Raw genomic sequence first — 21987 nt, forward strand, 5'->3', positions numbered from 1 at the left:
TTTTTTCATTATCTTTGCGATGCATTGGTTTGCCTCCTTTCTTTCAAAGGAGGCAATTAAAAGGGAATCAGGTGCAAATCCTGGACAGTCCCGCTGCTGTAAGTTTCACATAATGTTGCAGGCTATAAACTCTCTCCATGCCACTGGAAGCATATTCCGGGAAGGCTGTTTGCAACAGAAACAAGTCAGAAGACCTGCCATGCACTGTTTTATCATTGCTTTCGAGGAAAAAGCGTTGAGTCTAATGAACCGGATAATTCATCCAATCATTTCATTCATCAAAACTCTTTCAAAGAAAGTAAAAGAGAATAAACTCTGCCAAGTTTATTTAAATGATGTCCGGCCGAAGTGATTCGTCCGGACATTTGTTTTACAAAAAGTCATAAAAGATTGCCTATCACCCGCAAAATCATTATATTCGGCACATAAAAACACAACAAACGGATTCTTCCGTTGACCTATTGTCGAACTTATAAAAATTAAGAATCTATGGAATTACCATTTGCCGAATCATGGAAAATTAAAATGGTGGAACCTATCCGCAAAAGTACCCGCCAAGAACGTGAACAGTGGTTGAAAGAGGCTCATTACAACGTTTTTCAGCTGAAATCAGAACAAGTCTATATCGACCTCATCACCGACTCGGGAACAGGAGCCATGAGCGACCGGCAATGGGCAGGCATAATGCTTGGGGACGAAAGTTACGCAGGCGCTTCTTCTTTCTTCAACCTGAAAGAGGTTATCACCCGTCTCACCGGATTTGAATACGTCATCCCTACCCATCAGGGGCGTGCCGCCGAAAATGTATTGTTCTCCTATCTGGTGCATGAGGGGGACATAGTACCGGGAAACTCCCATTTCGACACAACCAAAGGACACATCGAAAGCCGGAAGGCAATAGCGCTGGACTGCACGATAGACGAAGCCAAACAAACACAACTGGAAATCCCCTTCAAAGGGAATGTAGACCCTGCCAAATTGGAAAAAGCATTGCAGGAACATAGTGACCGCATACCGTTCGTCATTGTCACCATCACCAACAACACAGCCGGAGGACAACCCGTTTCCATGCAGAACCTTCGTGAAGTCCGAAGCATTGCCGACAAGTACGACAAGCCTGTCCTTTTTGACTCTGCCCGCTTTGCCGAAAACGCTTATTTCATCAAAACCCGCGAGGAAGGTTACAAGGACAAGAGCATTAAGGAAATCACCAAAGAAATGTTTGCCCTTGCAGACGGCATGACCATGAGCGCCAAGAAAGACGGCATCGTCAATATGGGCGGATTTATCGCAACCCGCCGACAGGACTGGTACGAAGGGGCCAAAGGATTCTGCGTGCAGTTCGAGGGCTACCTTACTTATGGCGGCATGAACGGCCGCGACATGAATGCGCTTGCCATCGGCTTGGATGAAAACACCGAGTTCGACAATCTTGAAACCCGCATCCGCCAAGTAGAATATCTGGCAAAGAAACTGGATGAGTATGAAATACCTTACCAGCGTCCTGCCGGAGGACATGCAATCTTTGTAGACGCCCCCAAAGTACTGACACACGTACCCAAAGAAGAATTCCCGGCACAGACATTGACCGTAGAGCTGTATCTGGAAGCCGGCATACGAGGATGTGAAATAGGTTATTTGCTTGCCGACCGTGACCCCGTTACCCGCGAGAACCGCTTCAACGGACTTGACTTGCTCCGCCTTGCCATTCCACGCCGCGTGTACACCGACAATCATATGAATGTAATAGCCGCCGCACTCAAGAATGTATATGACAAGCGTGAGACTATCACAAGAGGAGTACGCATTGCATGGGAAGCCCCGCTAATGCGCCACTTTACCGTACAACTGGAACGACTGTAGGAATTACAGGCTCAACGTTAGAACAAAATCCGGAAACAAGCAGTAGTGAATCTGAAAATTCCGTTTCTCCGCCGTACGATATTCCTCGGCGGAGAATACTCCTTGTTCGCCGACCGTAAACGGCAGCACATGCAAATGCTCCCGAAAATCCACATCGGAAGCATTCATACACTTAAACATGGTTTCCTTGGCAGACCAATGGAGCAGCAACGACCATGTTTCCGTATCTCCGAACAAAGAAATCCGTTCATCTTCCCGCATGAATTTATGCGCTACCTTACGTACCCGCTCGCCATAAAATTCGATATCGATACCCACTTCTTTCTCCGGCCTGCCCAACAAAACGGCAACATAGCCCTTGGTATGCGAAATGCTGATAGAGAAAGAGCTGTCCGCCAAATACGGTTTTCCATTGGGATGGTAACCTATCTCTTTCTCTTCACCAAGCATCACATACAGCAATACACGGACGGCCAGCCGCTCCAATTTACGGGACTCAGCCGTAAATACCCGAATATCCGCCTCATATTTTTCTCTATGGGGAAGCAAGGCAAACAGTTCTTCCAACGTCTCATCGGTTTTCCAAATGCCCCACCTGCAAGAGCTGTCGGTATATTGTTTAAAGACAGGCATTTTATTTTTCTGTTTCAGAACTTTCCCGAACAGGTTCATTAACCGTGAATTTCACTTTTAAGATACGGCGGTTGTCCATTTCAAGAACTTCAAATTCATAACAATTGTAAGTCACCTTCTCATGAAGTGCGGGAAACTCCCCTTTCAATTCAAGCAACAGTCCCGCCAAAGTATCGGCATCACCCGCCACCTCGTCAAAGGTCTCCTCATCTATCTTGGTTATCTTGTAGAAATCTGTCAGCTGTGTTTTGGCTTCAAAGACCCATGTGTGGTCATTGAGAACTGCATAGGTACGCTCTTCATCATCATATTCGTCACGTATCTCACCCACAATCTCCTCTATAATGTCTTCCATTGTAACGATGCCCGATGTTCCTCCGAACTCATCCACCACAATAGCGATATGAATCTTGTTCGCCTGAAAATCACGGAGCAAATCATCAATCATCTTGGTTTCCGGAACAAAGTATGCCGGACGAATCAACGACTGCCAACGGAAATTATCTCCCTTATTCAGATGGGGAAGCAGGTCTTTGATATAAAGCACTCCCTTTATATTGTCACGTGTTTCCGCATAAACAGGAATACGTGAATAAGCATTCTCTACAATACACTTCAACACATCCTTAAAAGGAGTGCGAATCTCCAAATCCACCACATCCAAACGGGATGTCATTACTTCCTTAGCCGTCTCACCGCCAAAACGAATAATACCCTCCAATATATTGTTCTCTTCTGAAAGTTCGGCTTTGTCTGTCAACTCCAACGCATGCGACAGTTCATCCACTGAAATGTTATGGTTCTTCCGTACGAAATGCTTGTTGAGAAACGAAGTGGAACGCACCAATACCGAAGATAACGGATAGAAGATGGAACGACACGCCATAATGCCGGGAGCAGCAAAACGACAAAAAGCCAATGTCTTTTGCGCCGAATAGATTTTTGGCATAATCTCTCCGAAAAGCAACAACAGGAAAGTCAGGACAACCGTCAGAATCACGAACTCCGCAATAACCGAATGGAACAGGAATACATTCATAAAGAAGAAGTTGCAGAGCATAATAATCGTTACGTTCACAAAGTTGTTCGTAATCAATATCGTAGCCAATAATCGCTCCGTATCATCCAACAAATTCCTGATTTTCTCGTCAGAAGGGTGTTTCCCCTCTCCAATAGTATTCAAATCGGAAGGAGACAGTGAGAAGAATGCTATTTCGGAAGCCGAAGCAAAACCGGAAGCAAGTAAAAGCACACCTGCCAATACAATGGCTATAATAGCCGAAACAGAAGGAGTTTGTACGGTTATACCGTTAAAAATATCTGCCAACTGGCATAAATAAGCGTCTGGGTCCAAAGATTTTGGTTTTAGTTAAACAATTAGAACGGTAAATCGTCCGTTGGATTATTCTGTGCAGGAGCCGCCTGCGATTGTGCTGACTGTACGGGAGCACCCGCCTGTCCCGGCATACCGGTCTGCGGTGCAGCCCCGGGAGTTGTATTTCTTGCAGAAAGCATTTCCATGCTATCTACAAAAATCTCTGTTACATACCGTTTTGCACCGGTCTGGTCATCATACGAACGAGTCCGTATCTTGCCCTCCACATAAAGTTTGTCTCCTTTATGCACGTATTGATCAACAACTTCAGCCAACCGATTGCGAAATACAAGATTATGCCATTCAGTGCGGTCCGGTATTTGTGTTCCATTCTGTAAAGTGTACCCTTTTTCTGAAGTGGCAAAAGATACTTGCGCTACGCAATTACCACCGTCATAGTAGGTCACTTTTGGAGGTTGCCCTACATTTCCTACCAATATCACTTTATTTACTGACATATACTTTCAATTTTATATTTGTTGCCAAAATTAACGAGAATAACAACATCATGCAAGAATACAGCCAACTTTTATACATATTTCTCCAAGAACGCATGCACCAGACGAGATACCGGATATTGTTCCAAATCTTCCACCCTGATGCACTGATAACCCGAAAACGAACGGGAGTTCTCCGGCAACACAACTTCATAAAAGTTAGTATAAATCACCCTGTGCGACAAAATATGTTTCACATTCCGAAGCACCGAACGCACTTCCGGCGTCTCCCCCTCCGCCAAAAGTGATCGAAAAGAAGCCGATGCAAGGAATTCCTCTTCAGACAAGTCCTTATCCGCTTCAACCAACGGCAACTCAAACAAGTTCTTCCAAACATCGTCGTCCGTCCGCTTATGTATAAAAGTACGCGCGCCCATGCGTACATATATATAATTAAAGTAGCGGTTGGAAGTTTTTGTTTTATGTTGCTTCACGGGAAGTTGCGTCACCAGCCCTTTTGATAAAGCGGTACAACTATCCGCCAAAGGACAAAACATACAGTTGGGAGACTGCGGCGTACACTGAATAGCCCCAAAATCCATTATGGCCTGATTATAGGTCGCCGGCCGGGATTTATCAAGCATCTCATCCGCCAAAGCCGCAAAAAGTTTTTTTCCCTCCGTAGAATCAATCGGAGTATCAATACCCCAATAACGGGAAAGGACGCGATACACATTACCATCCACCACCGCATACGGCATATTATAGGCAATGGAACAAATAGCGGCAGCCGTATAGTCGCCCACCCCTTTCAAAGCGCGCACTTCCCGATAACTTGCCGGAAACTTGCCGTTCATACTCTTGGCGGCGGCATGCAGATTACGGGCACGGGAGTAATAGCCCAATCCTTGCCAGTATTTTAAAACTTCCTCCTCCGAAGCCGAAGCCAAAGCCGCCACATCAGGAAAACGACGGATAAAACGAAGGAAATACTCATATCCCTGCACTACCCGCGTCTGCTGCAAGATAATCTCAGAAATCCATATCCGGTAAGGATCGGTTGTTTCTCTCCACGGCAAATCGCGTTTATTATCCGCATACCAATTCAGTAAAGTCTCAGTCAATATATTCATAAATAGTTCCATATCCCCCAAAGGATGCAGTCCTTTTTCGGAAGAACAAAAATACGGATTTTCAGTCTAACAATGCCCAATGCTTAGACTTTTTTCAAAAAATGTCGAGAATATATTTTTTAGAGCCGCCAAAAAGCTATATATTTGCAGTCCAAAAAATTAGAAAACTATAGTAATAATATTTTTTTTAGAAAAAATGACTAAAGCTGATATTGTAAACGAAATTACAAAGAACACCGGAATTGACAAAGTCACAGTACTTACAACCGTTGAAGCGTTCATGGACGCAGTGAAGGCATCTTTATCAAAAGATGAAAATGTTTATCTCCGCGGGTTTGGTAGTTTTGTAGTGAAGAAGAGAGCTCAGAAAACAGCTCGTAACATCTCAAAGAACACTACCATCATCATTCCGGAACACAACATTCCGGCTTTTAAACCTGCCAAGACATTCACCATTGCTGTGAAAAAATAATAAACAATTAGTATTAACCCATAAAATTTTGAAGCTATGCCAAGCGGAAAGAAGAAAAAAAGACATAAAATGTCTACGCACAAGCGTAAAAAAAGACTAAGAAAGAACAGACATAAAAGCAAAAAGTAATTTTTAGTCTGAAAGACAAAATAAAGAACAAACTTGTGAAGCTAATTGTCTCGCGGGTTTGTTCTTTGTTTAAGTATCAAACTGATGAGGTTGTGTCTAAACTTCGTTTTGACACAACTCCCATCGGTAAATCTGAACAGAAAATATCTGTATAATAAAAATGTAAAAGCAAATTATTGTGACAAGCGAACTCGTTGTAGACGTACAGCCCAAAGAGGTTTCCATCGCTTTGCTCGAAGACAAAAGCCTGGTGGAACTCCAAAGCGAAGGAAGAAACATTTCCTTCTCTGTGGGTAATATGTATTTAGGACGCGTCAAGAAATTGATGCCGGGCCTGAATGCCTGCTTCGTGGACGTGGGTTACGAGAAAGACGCTTTTCTTCATTATCTGGACTTAGGTCCTCAATTTAACTCATTAGAGAAATACGTAAAGCAAACTTTAAGCGATAAAAAGAAGCTTAATCCAATTACCAAAGCAGCCATACTTCCCGATCTTGAAAAAGACGGAACAGTATCCAACACACTCAAAGTAGGACAAGAAGTAGTGGTGCAAATCGTAAAGGAACCAATCTCGACCAAAGGGCCGCGCCTAACTTCCGAACTTTCTTTTGCCGGAAGGTATCTCGTGCTAATCCCCTTCAACGATAAGGTTTCCGTATCACAAAAAATTAAATCAAGCGAAGAACGCGCCCGTCTCAAACAACTGCTGATGAGCATCAAACCCAAGAATTTTGGTGTCATCGTCCGTACTGTTGCCGAAGGAAAACGCGTAGCCGAGCTTGACGGAGAGCTTAAAGTATTACTGAAACATTGGGAAGAAGCTATTACCAAAGTACAAAAAGCAACCAAGTTTCCGACACTGATTTACGAAGAAACCAGCCGCGCCGTAGGCTTATTGCGCGACTTGTTCAATCCTTCTTTCGAAAACATCCACGTGAACAACGAAGCTGTATTCAACGAAATCAAGGATTACGTAACACTCATCGCCCCTGAACGGGCAGGAATCGTAAAGCTGTACAAGGGTCAACTTCCCATTTACGACAATTTTGGTATCACCAAACAGATAAAGTCGTCATTTGGCAAAACCGTTTCATACAAAAGCGGGGCTTACCTGATTATTGAGCACACCGAGGCGCTTCACGTAGTAGACGTGAACAGCGGTAACCGCATCAAAAATGCCAACGGGCAAGAAGCCAATGCACTGGAAGTGAATTTGGGAGCCGCCGATGAACTGGCACGCCAATTGCGACTAAGAGATATGGGTGGTATTATCGTAGTGGATTTCATTGACATGAATGAAGCCGAAAACAGACAAAAGCTTTACGAACGTATGTGTGCTAATATGCAGAAAGACAGAGCACGCCACAACATCTTGCCGCTCAGCAAATTCGGATTGATGCAGATAACTCGTCAACGAGTACGTCCGGCAATGGATGTGAATACCACGGAAACCTGTCCAACCTGCTTCGGCAAAGGCACTATTAAATCGTCCATCCTCTTTACGGACACCTTAGAGAGTAAAATTGACTACCTTGTCAACAAATTGAAGATAAAGAGATTCTCGTTACACATCCACCCGTATATCGCTGCCTACATCAATCAGGGAGTCCTCTCGCTGAAACGGAAATGGCAAATGAAATACGGATTCGGAATCAAGATTATTCCAAGCCAGAAATTAGCGTTTCTGGAGTATATCTTCTACGATCCGCAAGGAGAAGAGATTGATATGAAGGAAGAAATCGAAATCAAATAAAGAAAACGGCGAAGTCTGATAAACACTTCGCCGTTTTTTTGTTCGTTATTACAGTGCCAGACGATAGATTTCCTTGCTGTCCTGTTTGGTCAGTTTTACATAATTGCCCACAAACTCTCCCTTATTGCGATGCAAATTATCCGACAAGCGGTCTATATCAGGATTCTCAATGCCCAACTCCCTAAAGTTGACCGGCAGTCCTATAAAGCGGAAAAAGTGTTTTAAACGGGCGATTCCCGCCAAAGCCATTTCTTCCAAATCTTCCGACTCAGGAATTCCAAAAACACGGTTGGCGAATTGGGCTATCTTCTTCGGATTGTGCTCAGCCATAAAAGTCATCCATGCCGGAACTATCACAGACAACCCTGCGCCATGCGTAACGTTGTAAATAGCACTGACCTCATGCTCCAAAAAGTGCGAAGCCCAGTCTTCCTCACAACCTACACCACAAGTTCCGTTATGGGCTATCGTTCCGCACCACATAATATTGGCGCGTGCGTCATAATCTTCCGGATTTTGCTTTACACGATAAGCCTCCTTAATGATAGCCGTCAGCGTACCTTCGCAAAGGCGGTCGCTGATTTCCACCTCCTGCGTATTAGTGAAATAACGCTCCATAATATGCACCATCATATCGGCAATTCCGCAAGAGGTCTGAAAAGGCGGTAATGTATAAGTCAGCTCAGGATTCATTATAGAAAAGACAGGGCGTAATAGCTCCGGCACACGCAGGCTCAATTTCTGAAGGGTATCTACCTTCGTGATAACCGAATTGCCTGACCCTTCACTGCCCGCAGCGGGAATTGTCAGCACAACAGCCACTTTCAATGCCTTCACCACTTTCGCCTTACCGATAAAGAAATCCCAAAAATCACCTTCATAAGGCACACCGGCAGCAATTGCCTTTGCTGTATCAATCACAGAGCCGCCTCCCACGGGAAGCAGTAAATCAGCCTGTTCACGACGGCAAATCTCAATGCCTTCACACACCTTCGTATCAACCGGATTGGGCTGTACGCCTCCCATCTCGCAATACCGAATACCGGCTTCCTGCAAAGATTGCTTCACCCTGTCCAACAGACCGCTCCGCACCACGGAACCGCCACCATATACAATCATTACTTTCTGTGCCCCGTGCTTATGCGCCAAAGCGCCGACTTGCATTTCCGTTGCCCTACCAAAGACAAATTCCGTAGGACTATAAAAGACAAAATTATTCATATACTTCTATACTATATATAAAAACCGACTATCGCAAAAACGCTACATTAATGCCGACGGAAATTAGTAAACAACACACGTGGCGTCACACCTTCGTCAAGCCCCATGAAATCCATAACTATAATACCCGTTGTATTCCTTATCTCCTCGATAAGAAACTTTTCTACCTGAGGATTATTGCTCATGGCACATACCTGAGGAATAGGAACTGGAATTTTTATGGAGTCTGAAAGTTTTATATTATCCACTCCGCTTAGGAAATTAATGGAATAGACAGAATCTTCACATCGGTCTGCTTTCCGGGCATTTTCTTTAATTGCTTGTATCTTTTGGGGAGTGGAACCAAGTTGATATTCATCCTGCAAATGTTGGCAAGTTACCGGGAAGGGCTCTCCATCAACCACCGGCGTATAAAACCGAAGCTGATAGCCGATATACTCTTTCACCCCATCCTTCATATCTTCCAATTGATATGAATTAAAGAGGACTATTTTTCCCCTTGTTTCACCCAATACGGGAATCACCACTCCATGTTCATCTTTTACACCGGCTCCGGAATATTCCTCAGACCAGCTCCAGAACCATTGCCGATAACGCCCTATCACTTCCTTTTCCAAAAGGTTTCTGTAAGCGGACTCATCCTGAGTATTTTCCGACTTTACACGTAAAAGAACCGTTTCATCCGGATGCTCGCCCAAAAATCTCACCAATGGCTGCATAGCGTCTTCCGACACCAGCTTCAAATCCGTAGCGCCATGATAAAAGCGCATCGTATGGTCCAAACGAAGGTCAAAAAAGCGTGCGCCCATTTTAAGTTGCTCTTCCAAAGATTTAGCTTGGCAGGCCGCCGTAGCATCCAGAATAAGCCCCCATTTTTTTTGTTCTATTACCTCCTTTATGAGATTCTTATGATAGCACGTATAGCTCATAGTATCATGGGTGCCGGGAATTGAGATTCCGGATAATAGAGTATCATCCGGCACGCAGGACATCCAATCTTCATGCTCCCAACCCCAATTGCCAGCTTCAACAGGTTCACCGGTCGGAATTTGTTCCAATTCGTTTTCCGGAAGCACCTGTATCTTATCGGCGGCAAAGCCCATTTCATCAAAAGTGACAGAATCAAGAATCGGCAGTTTCAGGCAGCCATTTACACTCAAATAAACTTTATTGTCCGAGTCTGCCACCAACCGGGACGAAACAGACAAGAATTCGCCATCCGGCAACACATTCAGGCATTTGTCAGTAACCCGCGTATAATACGGGCGTACAAATAACTTCTCCATGACTTCATCGCCTGCAATCGCATATTTCTTGCCATGAAGGACCAAATAGGTACTGTCGCCGCTTCCTCTGACAACAGCACAATTTAAAATCCTGTGTTCCATACCTTTCTATGTTTATCGAATATATTGACTGTATCTTTCAAAGAAACGTTTAAACGTCCCCCACTTCATCAGCCCTTGCTCAAATACCAGAATACCCAGCAGAGAACAGGAAATGCCCAGCATTACATCAATCAAATAATGATGTCCGGAGTAGACAGCCGTCCACCAGATGCCCACCATGACAACAGAGAACAGAGCTATCAGCCACTTCTTGCAACGCCCCATAGCGGCATATGCCACAGCTACCACCATATAAGCTGCGTGCAGCGAAGGAACAGCAGCAAACACGTTGGCATTCCGCCCGTAAATGGAATTAAAGATGGAGCACCCCAACAGTTCGTCAAAACGCCCCAACCCCGCCACATTACCCGGCGTATCGAGAATCGGCTCAAAGCCGTAGTTCATAGCATACCAAGGTGGTGCTGCCGGATGAATATAATACCCGGCAAACCCGATAAGGTTTACCAACAAAAAAACCATGGCAAAGCGAAGATACAGCTTGCGTTCGCCTTTCAGATAAAGCCACAAGCCGAATGCAATGGGAACAGGAACCCAGCAGAGATAGAATATGCCTGCCAAGAAATCACCTGTCGCACAGTGGTTCTGTGCAAAATATTCACAGGGAATCAACGTTGTCCCGTTAATCGAGATACCAAATAAGGACTTCTCCGCCTCATACAATCCCTGCACATCAATAGGATTCACCTCATAATTGGGATATACCCGCATCCAGTCGTAAGAAATGCCGAAGATGATAAAAGGAAGTAACGCTACCGCCAATTTACGGGTTGTTTTTCCTGCAAAGAAGAGCACCAGAAACAGACCCGCCATCAGAAGATGTTCTGTGCGCAGCCCTATACAAACGGCTGTCAACAACAAGAACAGTACCGTAATAACAACAACAGGCAACGCTTCTTTGACAGAAGGGAAGATATTTTTTCTCATCGTTGCTTCTTTAAGAGTTTATAGCAATGCGCAATACGTGCAAATGCCGTCAAATTAGCAAGAAAAGCTATCACAGCCATCGGAACAATCAGTATCAGCATGGGGTCAAACGCTTCGCAATCTCCGAAAATGCCGCAGAACAAAGCACCGAGACTGGTCAGCACCACACGTTCGGGACGTTGCATGAAACCTACCTTACATTCCAGCCCCAACCCTTCGGCACGTGCACGCACATAGCTCACCATAAGCGAGCCAATCAATGCGACAAAAGTTATCATCGACCCCCACAGATAACCTTGCAGAATCAAATAATAGAAGATACCGAACAACGTCACCATCTCGCTATAACGATCGAGCACCGAGTCGTACAATGCTCCAAATGTGGAAGACATATTGCCTACACGCGCCACACGCCCGTCCATCATATCGAACAAACCGGCAAAGAGGACAATTCCTCCTCCCCAACCCACATAGGCCAGTTCACCCGGTTTGTACATACCCGCATACACAAATACGCACGCAGCCACGATGTTCATCACCAGTCCGGTGGTAGTAATAAAATTAGGCGTAATGCCCACCTTAATCATGCCATGTACAATCGGATTTATAATCTTATAAATCAACTGTTGCAGCCAATCTCTATAATTCATATCAGTTCTATTTAGTCTCTAAAATATTGTCGTATAAATTTTCTGAAATTATGATTACGATATACGAATACCCGTTGCAGATGATAGTTCCAGAAAAATGCCACCAGAACAGCTACGATAACTTTGGACAGGATAAACACATCGTTTATGTAATGTCCCAGCAATCCGTCCACCCAGTACATACCCGTCAGCCACTCCGTCAGGGCAAATGTACCCCATGTATTCAATAAAATACTACCTCCCCAGACAAAAAGATATTTCAGCGCAACGTGCGTCTTTTTGCAGTCATCCGCATGAAATACCCAACCGTAGTTAATGACACAATTCACCATGCCGCCAACCACAGAGCCTAAGAAAGTAGCATACAAATAAAAAAGTCCGGATAGTTTAACCAGTAAAATAGTCACCAAGAAATCCACAAGACTTGCCACATACGACGAAAGCTGAGCCTTGACAAAGACCCAAACAGCATGACGCCAACCTGCAAATCCCGATATTTCCTTTAGCCTATCAGCCATCTTACTCCGATTAAGACTACAAAGCTATAAATTCCCGCCAAAATATCATCCATCATTACTCCAAATCCGCCCGGGAAACTTTCCATACGACGGATTCCTAACGGCTTGAAAATGTCGAACAGACGAAAAAGGGCGAATGCGCCCAGCGCATACCATACATTACCCGACGGTGCAGCCAGCAATGCAATCCATACTCCTACCATTTCGTCCACCACCACGCGCGAAGGGTCTTCCCCCCAGCAAGGTTCAAGACGATTGGTTGCCCATATTCCCATTACCGTAAAGACAAGAATTAAGGCCACCGTCAGCCACATCAGGCATATTTCCGGAACAATGAAAGACAATCCGAACCAAATAAGCGTAGCCAGCAAAGCGCCTGCCGTACCCGGAGCGAAAGGAGAAAATCCCGAACCGAAGCCCGTACCTATGAGAACCGGGAAAAAAGAGGGTTTCTTCATTGATAAAAAGGGGATAAAAAGGATGATAATGTGATAGGGGTGATAAAGCGATAAAAGTGGTAAGGTAGTAGAGTGATAAAATCTCGAAACACGAAACTTACTTATCACCCTATCACCTTATCACTTTTATAACCCTACCACTTTCTTATTTTAGTCCAAATAGCTCGGTGCAGTTTCACCTACCATGTTGCGGAGAGTTTCTTTCACCATTCTCCACTGTTGGAACAAGTCGTGTACCGGCTCGTGTTCAAAGTCGTGCATCGGGCTCTTGCAGAAGAATGACAGCCAAGTCTGGATGCCACACATACCTGCACGCAGAGCAAGGTCACTGAAGATAACCAAGTCGAGTGCGATAGGAGCTGCCAAGATAGAGTCACGGCACAGGAAGTTAACTTTGATTTCCATCGGATAACCCATCCAGCCGAAGATGTCGATATTATCCCATGCTTCCTTGTTGTCCTTACGAGGCGGATAATAGTTGATACGTACTTTGTGATATACATCACCGTACAAATCGGGGAATTTTTCAGGTTCGAAAATATTGTCGATAACAGACAGCTTGCTGACTTCTTTTGTCTTGAAGTTTTCCGGTTGGTCCAGCACTTCGCCGTCGCGGTTACCCAAGATATTGGTAGAGAACCATCCGCTTACGCCCAGCATACGAGTCTTGAACATCGGGGCGAGTACAGTCTTCATCAAAGTCTGTCCGCTCTTGAAGTCCTTACCGGAAATAGGCACATTCATCTTCTTGGAGAATTCCCACATAGCCGGAGTGTCTACGCACAAGTTAGGAGCACCCATGATGAATGGAGCACCTTCTGCGATTGCAGCGTAAGCGTAACACATACTCGGAGAAATAACTTCCGTATTGTTTTCCTTCATAGCTTTTTCCAAAGCGGCGAGAGACTTGTGCTCTTCAGCCAAAGGAACATAAATTTCAGTACTTGCAGCCCACAATACTGCGATACGGTCGCAGTTATTATTTGCCTTGAAAGTGCGGATGTCCTCACGCAACTGTTCCACCATATCCCAGCGCGTAGCGGCATTCTTGATGTGTGTACCGTTCAGACGTTTTGCAAAATTGTGGTCAAAAGCGGCAGGCATAGGTTTGATGGCCTTCAACTCATCCTTTACGAGGTTCAAGTCCTTTTCTTTCAAAACTTCTGCATACATTGCAGCTTCATACGCATCATCTGCAAAAATATCCCAACCGCCGAAAACGATATCGTTCAAATCAACCAAAGGCACTACATCCTTAATCAGATGCTCTTTGCCGTCCTGCATACGCATAGTAGCCATTTGTGCGATTGAGCCTATAGCTTTTGCCAACCCCTTACGGGCAGCTAATGTACCTGTAATCATAGTGGTTGCAACCGCACCACCTACTCCGACTACCAGTACGCCTAACCGACCGGTTGCCGGCTTAATGTTTTCTTTCATTGCCATTGTATTATTTAGAGTTTAAAAAATTGCTCAAATTTAGGGTATTTTACCCAATTGGGATTAGTCTTTTTATCCGATTTAATGCTCTGTTAGTAAGATTTAAGTTAAAATGTCATATGCAGGCTGATTCTAAGCCCGGATTTATCTATATTCGGTAAATCCCGGTAAGTTAAACGCCATACATAATCCACCCGCAGCACTTTCAAAATATTCTCAATCCCCACCCCGACTTCCACGTACGGAGTATGTCCCATGGTAGTGCTTCCTGCCGGAAAAGCAAATAATCCTTCACTGAATTCGGGATTGTTCTTGTTGCTCAGGTTTCCATAAATTCCCCGGCAGGACAATACTTCACGCCATTTCAGTTTTTTCAACAACGGAATGCGGTTGAAGAGAAAACCGTTCAAGAAATAAGTCACATCCCACGAGGCATATTCATCGTTCATAAATTCCATCGCATTCATCAGTGAATAAGACTCCGGCTGAATAGTGTAAGACAGATTGGCATTGGGAATAATAAGTAACGGGAAAGGGACTTTATTCCACACCTTACCGGCTTTCAGTATGACATCCGTATAGCCAAAGGCCGAAAACCAGAAACGTTTCTGGAAACCCGCCTCCGTATAGTGGTAGGTATAATCCCCACCCAACACACCTTTAGCCGCCATAGTATGCGTCAGCGTAAAAACCGGAGCGTCCAACGACACCGGAAAACGGTTCCATTGGGTCTGGAAGAATTTTTCGTTAGGAGCATAACGCAGCTTCAATTCCAGTTCACTTGTAGAAATACTTTTTACAAACTCATCTCCGGCATCTTGCTTCACGAAAGGAATAAGATGTGAAGATTCGTCTTTCCGCAGGCGCGTAGTCAGCTGGAAAGAAAAGCCCGAATGAAATTCGTTTGTGTACGTCAGTTCCGCCTTCCGCTGATAGCCGATGCGGTCGTCCTTCTGGCGCTTCAAAGCCAGAAATACATTATCCTGACTGGTATAGAGATAATGCTGCCCGTATTGGTTGACATCGGACAGATAGCGAAGTTTCAAGGAATGAATCGGAAACTCGTTGGCATACTCCTTTTTCTTGTGAAAAGAATATTCCAGTTCCGCCAGCCCTTTCATACGCTCATCACGAAATCCGTACGCCATATATCCCCTACCGAACAAATGCGGATTGAGCCAAGCGGTCGTCATTCCGCCGGCACGTACACGAACCCCCTCCAGCGCATTACCGCTGATAGTGGTATTCATCATGCCGATATAGAACAAGGGAGCTTTCTCTTTAGGAGCCGGGATATACCCCGTAAACAATACTTTCAGCACCTTCTCCGTCCAATAATAAACCGGATAACTGCGCAATTGAGCCATCATCTTGTCTACGGAAGTCTCCTTTTTGCTCACTTCCGCAAGCCGGTTGGCATCCCAATAAGCGTCGGAATGAGCGGAAGAATCCATGCCCTCAATCACTTTCTCGGGCTTTCGGAATGCCTGCAAAGCATCAGCGGTAAGTTCGTAGGCATAATCCTGATAATATACATCCCGCTTGGCATAGATACCGTCACTGTTATCCACCAATTTGAATTCCGTCGTGATACTTTCATTCATCAGCTGCCTTGTACCGTCCTCCGCACGGCCAAAGTTCTGTTCTATCTTCATGTAGTCCACAAAGTTCAGGTTGATTTTCTGAGGAAAGTTCATCACTACGCGACGCACGAAATACGTACTGTCCAGCATGACGTACAGATGCCCCGTAAAGCCGAACGACTCGGAGTTGAAAGGTACAAAAGTCAAGTCCACACAAGGCTTCCCGGCAACGGTCAGTGTATCCATCAGGTAATACTTGTAGAACGAAGGTCCCAAAGAAGATAGCGGACTGACGAACTTATTGGTAAACAGCGTTATATTGTTCTGATAAATATCTACATCGGTCATGGTGACGCTGATAGCCTGCTCCATGCCTTGCTGTGACAGCATTTCGTCCACACCTGCCTGCCGCCGTGCCTTTACCCATTGCTTTTCGCTATGGGGCGACTTGCGGTAATAATCCGTAGCCAGCAGCTCGCGGTTGGATACCGCCAATACAGGTTTTCCGGTAACGGCGGAAGTATCTACATAATCGGTCAGGAACTTAAACTTGCGGTACAGCCACTTCTGCTGCTTTACGCTATCGAAATTGTTAATGGCAAACGTCATTTTTTCATAACGTTCACGCTGCCAGAAGTCACGTTCATCCGGAGAATAATCGTCCCGGTGCTCTATCATCTTCCGTACAAACTCCACAGCCGGATTGTCCTTCTTTTTGTAACGCTCGCGCTTCGGCTTCACCACCACCTCGTTCAGCGCATAAGTAGCAGGGGCAAGCGCAACTTTTATACGCTCCCCGCGTGCCGGATGAATCAACCGGGTGTATTCATTATAACCCACAGCCGAGATTACCAGCCGCGCTTCCGGACGATAGGTCTTGAAAGAAAACACGCCCTTGTCATCAGTCATTCCCCCCTCTGTGGTTCCTTTCAGATAGACCGAGGTATATGGCAACGGCTCCCGTGTCAGCGAATCAGTGACAACACCTTGCACTACATATTGCGCCCTCAAGGGAACTACAATTATCTGCATCAGCAGAAACACCCTAATAAACAACCTCATACCTTACCTATCTATCATTCAGTGCGCAAAGGTACGGAAGAAAACTTTTTATAAAAGTTCGGTTTTGCGGAATAAATGTTCTAAAAAACCACTTTTATTCAAAACACTTCCCGTTAAAACCCGTTGTATAGCGAAAACGACTTGCAAAAGACGTACAAACCGACCTAAATACTTAATTATGGAATGGATTTTCAATCAACTCAGAGAACGTCCCGAATTAGCCATTTTCCTCACCATTTTCTTGGGGTTCTGGCTGGGCAAGCTGCGCATCGGCAAGTTCACTTTAGGAACCGTCACCAGTGTGCTGCTGGTAGGCGTAGTGGTGGGGCAGCTGAATATTGCCGTACCCGGCCCTATCAAGTCAGTATTTTTCTTACTGTTCCTGTTTGCCGTAGGCTACAAGGTAGGACCGCAGTTCTTCCGCGGACTCAAAAAAGACGGACTGCCGCAGGTGGCATTTGCGGTGCTGATGTGCGTATCCGTATTGGGAGTGACTTGGCTTCTTGCCTTGCTCATGGGATATAACATGGGAGAAGCGGCAGGATTGCTTGCCGGCTCGCAAACCATATCCGCCGTTATCGGAGTAGCGGAAGATACAATGGCCAATATGGGGCTGGACGAAGCGCAACGGCAGAGTTACGTCAACATCATTCCGGTATCCTATGCCGTAACTTACATTTTCGGCACTGCCGGCTCGGCTTGGGTACTATCGTCCATCGGACCGAAAATGCTGGGCGGGCTGGATAAGGTGAAAGCCGCCTGCAAGGATTTGGAAGCCCGCATGGGTAATTCCCAGGCAGACGAGCCCGGCTTCATGCACGCCGCACGTCCCGTCACCTTCCGCGCCTACCGCATAAAAAACGAATGGTTCAAAAACGGGAAAAGGGTTATAGACCTCGAAATGTACTTCCAGCAACAGGACAAGCGCCTGTTTGTGGAACGGCTCCGCAAAGCGGGCACTATCCGCGAAGTCAGCCCCAACGTGCAACTGGAGATAGGAGATGAAGTTGTGCTCAGCGGACGCCGGGAATACGTTATCGGTGAGGAGGACTGGATAGGTCCGGAAATACAAGACCAGCAATTACTGGACTTCCCTGCAGAAAGGCTGCCCGTCATGGTAACAAAAAAGACTTTTGCAGGAAAGACCGTTTCGGCAATCCGCAGCGAAAAGTTCATGCACGGTGTCAGCATCCGCAGCATCAAGCGTGCAGGCATCGACATCCCCGTCATGGCACAGACCACAGTAGATGCCGGCGACGTGGTAGAAGTAGTGGGAACCAGACAGGAAGTGGAAGCTGCCGCCAGACGTTTGGGCTATATAGACCGTCCTACCAACCAGACAGACATGATTTTCGTAGGGCTCGGCATCCTTGTGGGCGGACTGTTCGGTGCATTATCCGTTCACATCGGCGGCGTGCCAATCAGCCTGAGCACCAGTGGCGGAGCATTGATAGCGGGATTGTTCTTCGGTTGGCTGCGTAGCAAGCATCCCACCTTCGGACGCATTCCCGAACCGTCGCAATGGGTACTGAATAATGTAGGGCTGAATATGTTCATCGCCGTAGTAGGCATATCGGCAGGTCCCAGCTTTGTACAGGGATTCCATGACGTGGGCATCAGCCTGTTCCTTGTAGGTGCGGTTGCCACCACTCTCCCGCTGATTATCGGGCTGCTGCTGGCAAGGTATCTGTTCAAGTTTCACCCCGCCATCGCACTTGGGTGCTGTGCAGGTGCAAGAACCACTACGGCAGCCCTCGGAGCCATACAAGATGCTGTAGAGAGCGAAACGCCTGCATTGGGTTACACAGTGACGTATGCAGTAGGCAATACCTTGCTTATTATATGGGGAGTGGTTATCGTCCTGCTGATTTAGCGTACAAAGGCTCTAAGCAAACAATAGCTATTCTCCAAACAAACTAAGAATTACAGATGCCCTTGAAATCATAATATTTTATTAAATAATGCGAAGCAGTAATTAAATACCTAAACCTCAGATTATATGGATACAAAACTTTTAGAAAAGAAGATGGAAAACATCAGCCCTTTCGAGCTGAAAAACCGTCTCATTGATATGGCAGATGAAAGTCTGAAAAAGACCGCGCGTACCATGCTGAACGCCGGGCGCGGTAATCCCAACTGGATTGCAACCACTCCACGCGAAGCCTTCTTCCTTTTGGGAAAGTTCGGGTTAGAAGAATGCCGCCACACCATGTTCCTTCCCGAAGGCATCGCCGGCATTCCCGAAAAGCAAGGCATTGCCTCCCGTTTTGAGCAATTCCTCAAAAGCAATACCTATCAGCCCGGAGCCAAATTGTTGGAGCAAACCTACAACTATATGCTGATGCAGCATGCCGTCGACCCGGACAGCCTTGTCCACGAATGGGCGGAAAGCGTTATAGGCGACCAATATCCCGTGCCCGACCGCATTCTGCAATTCACCGAAATGTTGGTATGCGACTACCTGAATCAGGAAATATGCGACAACCGTCCGCCACGAGGAGCGTTCGACCTGTTTGCCACCGAAGGCGGAACAGCCGCCATGTGCTATATCTTCGACTCCCTGCAAGAAAATTTTCTATTAAACAAAGGCGACGGCATCGTTCTCATGGTTCCCGCCTTTACACCTTACATAGAGATTCCCCAACTGAGCCGCTACCGGTTTAAGGTGACCGAACTGCATGCCAACCGCATGAACAAAGACGGACTGCACCTGTGGCAATACAGTGACGAGGATATTGACAGGCTGAAGAATCCGGCGATAAAGGCATTGTTCGTTACCAATCCGAGCAACCCGCCCAGCTACACGCTCAGTCCGGAGACAATGGCACGCATCGTAAACATTGTAAAGGAAGACAACCCCAACCTGATGATTATTACGGATGATGTGTACGGCACATTCAGCCCGCATTTCCGTTCGTTCATGGCAGAAATTCCGTACAATACGCTTTGTGTATATTCATTCTCCAAATATTTCGGCGCCACCGGCTGGCGCAATGCCGTCATAGCACTGCACGAGTACAATGTATTCGACAGGCAAATATCCCGGTTGCCAAAAGAGAAACGCGAAGCCCTCAACCGCCGTTATGCCACACTGACCCTGCATCCCGAGAAACTGAAGTTCATAGACCGCATGGTAGCAGACAGCCGCCAGGTAGCATTGAACCATACGGCAGGACTTTCACTGCCTCAGCAGATGCAGATGAGCTTATTCGCCGCTTTTGCATTGCTGGACAAGGAGAACCGATACAAGCAAAAGATGCAGGAAATCATCCGGCGCCGTTTGCAGGCTCTTTGGGACAACACCGGGTTTACATTAGTGGAAGACCCCTTACGGGTGGGCTACTATACGGAAATCGATATGCTGGTCTGGGCCAAAAAGTTCTATGGAGACAAGTTTGTGGAATACCTCAAAAAGACGTACAGCCCGCTGAACGTCGTGTTCCGCCTTGCCCAAGAAACATCCCTGGTACTTCTGAACGGCGGCGGCTTCGACGGGCCGGAATGGAGCGTGCGCGCTTCCCTTGCCAATCTGAATGAGAACGATTACGTCACCATCGGCCAAGGCATCAAGCGTATATTGGATGAATACGCGGAGGAATGGGAAGGAAAATTAAAAATTAAATAAGATTCGGAAGCGGGTCAACCCGTCATTGTATGTGCGCAGGGAGAATGTACAACCATGACGACTCAATACTTCCCTGATAAACACCAAGCCAATCCCCTGCCCGTTCGGTTTGGTGGAGAAGAAGGGACTGAAGAGTTTAGCTTCGGCCTCCTTACTTATTCCGGGACCATTGTCTACGATTTCTATGAAAGCGGGGGCGGTGGTCCTTACTATTATTTCACCTTGCTTGCCTGCCGCTTCGCCGGCCCCCTCTATACTTTCGGCAGCGTTCTTAATGATATTTACCAAAACTTGCTCAAACAATGAAGCATCCAGACGAACCTGTCCCACTTCAGGGTCACATTCCAAGCGGAGGATAATGTTACGGTCGTTGCACATCCCTTCCATGAAACGCTTGCACATGGATACCAATTCATTCAGCCGAACCGGCGCCACCGTAGGTTCGGGAATCTTCACCACATCGGCAAAACGGGTAATGAAACGGCTCATAGAGAAACAACGCTCCGTACATACGCGCATTACATCGCAAATGTCTTCCATGCCCTCTTCCGTAGAAAGGGCTTGCTCCACCGTATCCAAAGTAGAGGTTATGCCGGCAGTAGTATTGTTCACTTCGTGGGCAATCATGCGGATAACCTTTTCGTATGCACGTTTTTCCGCTTTCATCACTTCGTCCGTCATACGTTCTATCAAGAAGAAAGGATGCTTGAATCCTCTGTCGATAAACGAGGAATGGGTGCACTTATAAATATTCGCATCATTCAGCCGCACTACGGAAGTTTCCTCTTTAGGAAGCGATGCCAGTTCTTCCGCCAAAGGCGAATCAATCTTCTCCAGTTTCTTGTTCTGCGCTTCTTCAGGACGGACACCTAACATCTTCACAGCCATTGGGTTGAGTTGAGACACTTCGCCGTCCAACGTCATAATGATAACTCCCATAGGCGATGCCTGAATCAACAAGTCAAGAAAATGGTTCTGCTCGCGCATACGCAGACGCTCGTTCTTGAGCTGCTCCATCATGCGGTTGAATATGTTTACAATACGGTCGGCCTCATACTGCCCCACCTGACTGAGCCGGCTGCTGAAGTCCTGTTCGCGCAGCAATTCCATACCGCTTCCTATCGTACTCATCGGCTTGACAATCTTGCGATAAAACACCACCAGATAAATAAGTATAAATGCGATGATGCCCTCCACTATATACAGGTGGACGGTTTGCATTTTATCTGCCAGGCATATCAATGCCCCGCCAAGTCCGAGCAGAAACAGCACGAGGATGAAAAAATAGAATTTGATGCGCAC

Annotated in this window: 18 protein-coding genes and 1 riboswitch; of the genes, 5 read left to right on the forward strand and 13 right to left on the reverse strand. The window is 46.2% G+C overall.

The window, feature by feature from the left end:
* Window positions 1-8 precede the first annotated feature (8 nt).
* Window positions 9-217, forward strand: a riboswitch (cobalamin riboswitch).
* A gap of 272 nt (window positions 218-489) precedes the next feature.
* Window positions 490-1863 carry a tryptophanase gene (locus tag DW121_RS07935; RefSeq protein ID WP_118323473.1) on the forward strand — a complete coding sequence of 458 codons (1374 nt, stop codon included), beginning with the start codon at window positions 490-492 and terminating at the stop codon, window positions 1861-1863.
* Between the two features lie 3 nt (window positions 1864-1866).
* On the opposite strand, the gene DW121_RS07940 is transcribed toward DW121_RS07935, so the two are convergent.
* The 4 genes from DW121_RS07940 to mutY all read right to left on the reverse strand — a co-directional run bounded on the left by DW121_RS07940 (window position 1867) and on the right by mutY (window position 5441).
* Window positions 1867-2496 (reverse strand): 4'-phosphopantetheinyl transferase family protein, encoded by a 630-nt coding sequence (locus DW121_RS07940; protein ID WP_118323556.1) that lies wholly within the window; start codon window positions 2494-2496, stop codon window positions 1867-1869.
* A gap of 1 nt (window position 2497) precedes the next feature.
* Complete coding sequence (gldE, locus tag DW121_RS07945; protein ID WP_117711409.1) at window positions 2498-3850, reverse strand: gliding motility-associated protein GldE; 1353 nt, start codon at window positions 3848-3850, stop codon at window positions 2498-2500.
* 23 nt (window positions 3851-3873) lie between these two features.
* Entirely contained in the window at window positions 3874-4329 is a 456-nt protein-coding gene (locus DW121_RS07950; protein ID WP_118323474.1) for a single-stranded DNA-binding protein, read from the reverse strand.
* Between the two features lie 71 nt (window positions 4330-4400).
* Window positions 4401-5441: an A/G-specific adenine glycosylase gene (gene mutY / locus DW121_RS07955; protein WP_118323557.1), complete on the reverse strand. Its 1041-nt coding sequence runs from the start codon at window positions 5439-5441 to the stop codon at window positions 4401-4403.
* 196 nt (window positions 5442-5637) lie between these two features.
* On the opposite strand from mutY, the gene DW121_RS07960 reads away from it, so the two are divergent.
* The gene (locus tag DW121_RS07960; protein WP_004290360.1) at window positions 5638-5913 is read left to right on the forward strand and encodes an HU family DNA-binding protein; all 276 of its coding nucleotides are present in this window, start codon (window positions 5638-5640) and stop codon (window positions 5911-5913) included.
* Between the two features lie 307 nt (window positions 5914-6220).
* The gene (locus tag DW121_RS07965) at window positions 6221-7795 is read left to right on the forward strand and encodes a ribonuclease E/G (protein ID WP_117711407.1); all 1575 of its coding nucleotides are present in this window, start codon (window positions 6221-6223) and stop codon (window positions 7793-7795) included.
* 48 nt (window positions 7796-7843) lie between these two features.
* Here the strand turns inward: DW121_RS07965 and DW121_RS07970 are convergent, their stop codons facing one another.
* The 8 genes from DW121_RS07970 to DW121_RS08005 form a co-directional block, all read right to left on the reverse strand.
* Window positions 7844-9016, reverse strand: a complete 1173-nt coding sequence (locus tag DW121_RS07970; RefSeq protein WP_118323475.1) for an iron-containing alcohol dehydrogenase — start codon at window positions 9014-9016, stop codon at window positions 7844-7846.
* Between the two features lie 47 nt (window positions 9017-9063).
* Window positions 9064-10404, reverse strand: a complete 1341-nt coding sequence (locus tag DW121_RS07975) for a hypothetical protein (RefSeq protein WP_233555787.1) — start codon at window positions 10402-10404, stop codon at window positions 9064-9066.
* 12 nt (window positions 10405-10416) lie between these two features.
* Window positions 10417-11349, reverse strand: coding sequence for a phosphatase PAP2 family protein (locus DW121_RS07980; RefSeq protein ID WP_117711405.1), 933 nt, complete (start codon window positions 11347-11349; stop codon window positions 10417-10419).
* A complete protein-coding gene (locus DW121_RS07985; protein WP_118323476.1) occupies window positions 11346-11999 on the reverse strand; it encodes a CDP-alcohol phosphatidyltransferase family protein in 654 nt (217 codons plus the stop codon). The genes DW121_RS07980 and DW121_RS07985 overlap by 4 nt, the downstream gene beginning before the upstream one ends.
* A gap of 11 nt (window positions 12000-12010) precedes the next feature.
* Window positions 12011-12517: a GtrA family protein gene (locus DW121_RS07990; RefSeq protein ID WP_118323477.1), complete on the reverse strand. Its 507-nt coding sequence runs from the start codon at window positions 12515-12517 to the stop codon at window positions 12011-12013.
* Window positions 12502-12975 (reverse strand): phosphatidylglycerophosphatase A, encoded by a 474-nt coding sequence (locus DW121_RS07995; protein WP_117711402.1) that lies wholly within the window; start codon window positions 12973-12975, stop codon window positions 12502-12504. Before DW121_RS07995 ends, DW121_RS07990 begins: the two co-directional genes overlap by 16 nt.
* A 150-nt stretch (window positions 12976-13125) precedes the next feature.
* Window positions 13126-14415: an inositol-3-phosphate synthase gene (locus DW121_RS08000; protein ID WP_117711477.1), complete on the reverse strand. Its 1290-nt coding sequence runs from the start codon at window positions 14413-14415 to the stop codon at window positions 13126-13128.
* Window positions 14416-14522: 107 nt separating this feature from the next.
* Window positions 14523-17060 (reverse strand): DUF5686 and carboxypeptidase-like regulatory domain-containing protein, encoded by a 2538-nt coding sequence (locus DW121_RS08005; RefSeq protein ID WP_118323478.1) that lies wholly within the window; start codon window positions 17058-17060, stop codon window positions 14523-14525.
* Between the two features lie 178 nt (window positions 17061-17238).
* Between DW121_RS08005 and aspT the strand changes: the two genes are divergently transcribed.
* Window positions 17239-18933, forward strand: a complete 1695-nt coding sequence (gene aspT, locus DW121_RS08010; RefSeq protein ID WP_118323479.1) for an aspartate-alanine antiporter — start codon at window positions 17239-17241, stop codon at window positions 18931-18933.
* A 126-nt stretch (window positions 18934-19059) separates the two neighbouring features.
* A complete protein-coding gene (gene aspD / locus DW121_RS08015; RefSeq protein WP_118323480.1) occupies window positions 19060-20685 on the forward strand; it encodes an aspartate 4-decarboxylase in 1626 nt (541 codons plus the stop codon).
* Here aspD and DW121_RS08020 read toward each other — a convergent pair.
* Complete coding sequence (locus DW121_RS08020) at window positions 20671-21987, reverse strand: sensor histidine kinase (RefSeq protein WP_117711398.1); 1317 nt, start codon at window positions 21985-21987, stop codon at window positions 20671-20673. The two genes, aspD and DW121_RS08020, sit on opposite strands and share 15 nt — an antisense overlap.

Origin of the sequence: Bacteroides sp. AM10-21B (genome assembly GCF_003472565.1) — a bacterium.
GTDB lineage: Bacteria > Bacteroidota > Bacteroidia > Bacteroidales > Bacteroidaceae > Bacteroides > Bacteroides propionicigenes.

Coding starts and splice junctions, on each gene's coding strand:
- DW121_RS07935 (WP_118323473.1), top strand. CDS start 490: ATGGAATTACCATTTGCCGAATCATGGAAAATTAAAATGGTGGAACCT.
- DW121_RS07940 (WP_118323556.1), bottom strand. CDS start 2,496: ATGCCTGTCTTTAAACAATATACCGACAGCTCTTGCAGGTGGGGCATT.
- DW121_RS07950 (WP_118323474.1), bottom strand. CDS start 4,329: ATGTCAGTAAATAAAGTGATATTGGTAGGAAATGTAGGGCAACCTCCA.
- mutY (WP_118323557.1), bottom strand. CDS start 5,441: ATGAATATATTGACTGAGACTTTACTGAATTGGTATGCGGATAATAAA.
- DW121_RS07960 (WP_004290360.1), top strand. CDS start 5,638: ATGACTAAAGCTGATATTGTAAACGAAATTACAAAGAACACCGGAATT.
- DW121_RS07970 (WP_118323475.1), bottom strand. CDS start 9,016: ATGAATAATTTTGTCTTTTATAGTCCTACGGAATTTGTCTTTGGTAGG.
- DW121_RS07975 (WP_233555787.1), bottom strand. CDS start 10,404: ATGGAACACAGGATTTTAAATTGTGCTGTTGTCAGAGGAAGCGGCGAC.
- DW121_RS07980 (WP_117711405.1), bottom strand. CDS start 11,349: ATGAGAAAAAATATCTTCCCTTCTGTCAAAGAAGCGTTGCCTGTTGTT.
- DW121_RS07985 (WP_118323476.1), bottom strand. CDS start 11,999: ATGAATTATAGAGATTGGCTGCAACAGTTGATTTATAAGATTATAAAT.
- DW121_RS07990 (WP_118323477.1), bottom strand. CDS start 12,517: ATGGCTGATAGGCTAAAGGAAATATCGGGATTTGCAGGTTGGCGTCAT.
- DW121_RS07995 (WP_117711402.1), bottom strand. CDS start 12,975: ATGAAGAAACCCTCTTTTTTCCCGGTTCTCATAGGTACGGGCTTCGGT.
- DW121_RS08000 (WP_117711477.1), bottom strand. CDS start 14,415: ATGAAAGAAAACATTAAGCCGGCAACCGGTCGGTTAGGCGTACTGGTA.
- DW121_RS08005 (WP_118323478.1), bottom strand. CDS start 17,060: ATGAGGTTGTTTATTAGGGTGTTTCTGCTGATGCAGATAATTGTAGTT.
- aspT (WP_118323479.1), top strand. CDS start 17,239: ATGGAATGGATTTTCAATCAACTCAGAGAACGTCCCGAATTAGCCATT.
- aspD (WP_118323480.1), top strand. CDS start 19,060: ATGGATACAAAACTTTTAGAAAAGAAGATGGAAAACATCAGCCCTTTC.